Genomic DNA, 568 nt, shown 5'->3' with positions numbered 1-568 from the left:
CCAATGAAAGGGATAATCCTTACCGAGTTCATGGAGTTAGTGGAAAGCAAATTTGGACTTGAAGTGCTTGACCAAGTGCTCGAACTTTCCGATGACGAAGGGGTATATACCTCTGTCGGCAGTTATGATCACCGAGACTTAGTCAAACTGATCGTCAATCTCAGCAAAGTTTCTGATATTCCCCCAGAGCAGTTACAAGAAGTGTTTGGTGAAAGCGTATTTTTGAACCTGCTACGCTCCATTCCCAGTCATGCAAGCTTGCAGCAGTGCGACAATACCTTTCAATTTGTTCGACATGTAGAAAGCTTTATTCATGTAGAAGTTAAAAAACTTTACCCAGACGCCAATCCGCCTAAGTTCGATTTTATCAGCGAAACACAGTCAGAACTGGTGTTCGACTACCATAGTGCAAGGTGTATGGCGCATGTTTGTTTGGGGTTGCTCAAAGGCTGTGCTGCACACTTTGGACAGGTCATTCATATTACGCATCAAAACCAAACTGAAGACGGAAGCCAAGTTCGATTTTGGCTGGAGGCACAATAAGAAGAGTATGACGGGTAACTCCTCA

General features: G+C 44.0%; 1 protein-coding gene. It reads left to right on the top strand.

The genetic code is table 11. The features are described from left to right. The first annotated feature begins 3 nt into the window (after window positions 1-3). The gene (locus R7190_RS29500; protein ID WP_140200223.1) at window positions 4-543 is read left to right on the top strand and encodes a heme NO-binding domain-containing protein; all 540 of its coding nucleotides are present in this window, start codon (window positions 4-6) and stop codon (window positions 541-543) included. Window positions 544-568: the final 25 nt, after the last annotated feature.

The sequence above is a fragment of the Vibrio sp. 1078-1 genome (assembly GCF_033340475.1).
The sequence above is the reverse complement of the archived record's forward strand: the minus strand, read 5'-3'. Positions and strand labels throughout refer to the sequence as shown.

Excerpts from the sequence above, each read along its gene's own strand:
- R7190_RS29500 (WP_140200223.1), top strand. The coding sequence starts at position 4 with ATGAAAGGGATAATCCTTACCGAGTTCATGGAGTTAGTGGAAAGCAAA.